The organism is Neokomagataea thailandica NBRC 106555, from assembly GCF_001598495.1.
Classification (GTDB): Bacteria; Pseudomonadota; Alphaproteobacteria; order Acetobacterales; family Acetobacteraceae; genus Gluconobacter; species Gluconobacter thailandicus_A.
This window is the reverse complement of the sequence record NZ_BCZB01000075.1, coordinates 1-833: the sequence shown is the minus strand read 5'-3', so window position 1 is coordinate 833 and position 833 is coordinate 1. Positions and strand designations below refer to the sequence as shown.

General features: G+C 51.1%; 1 protein-coding gene. It reads right to left on the bottom strand.

The genetic code is table 11. The features are described from left to right. Positions 1-62: 62 nt before the first annotated feature. Complete coding sequence (locus NTH01S_RS11465; protein WP_068173785.1) at positions 63-770, bottom strand: IS6 family transposase; 708 nt, start codon at positions 768-770, stop codon at positions 63-65. Positions 771-833: the final 63 nt, after the last annotated feature.

Sequence of the window (833 nt, the reverse complement as noted above, 5' to 3'; positions counted from 1 at the left end):
GGCCCTGTTGCAAAGTTAAGTCTGGGTTGAGTGCATCCCATTTGTTTTGATTTTCAAACGGCTTAGAAGCTGAATTGTCTTTCGATGAGACGCACTTCTCCCATGATACCCTCTTGGAATTGGAAAAGTTCAGCTTGTCCCTTTTTCAGGGCACGCATGACCTCAAAACCCTTGATCGTCGCATAAGCGGTTTTGAGACTTTTGAAGCCACGGACCGGTTTAATCAGTTGTTTCAGCTTGCCGTGATCGGCCTCAATCACGTTGTTCAGATACTTCACCTGACGGTGTTTCACCGTATCGGGAAGCTTACCGTTCTTCTTGAGTTCGTTGATGGCCCGACCATAGGTCGGCGCCTTGTCTGTGTTGATTGTCTCAGGCTTCTCCCACTCCCTCAGGCCGTTCAAAGCTTTGCCCAGAAAGCGTTTGGCAGCCTTGGCGTTCCGGGTCTGTGAGAGGAAAAAATCAATCGTATCACCGCCTTTGCCGACAGCCCGGTACAGATACGCCCATTTCCCTTTGACCTTGATGTAAGTCTCATCAACCCGCCAGCTGCTGGAAAAGCCTGGGCGTTTCCAATACCAGCGAAGGCGCTTTTCCATCTCCGGCGCATAGCGCTGGACCCAGCGATAAATTGTTGAATGATCAACGCTCACGCCTCGCTCGGCCAGCATGGTTTCAAGGTCGCGGTAGCTGATCCCATAGCGGCAATACCAACGCACCGCCCATAAGATCACTTCACCACGAAAATGACGACCCTTGAAATCACGCATCTGCCAAACCCCACGCTAACACCAGCAGTGGTTTCCAACAGGATATTCAACTTTGCAACAGGG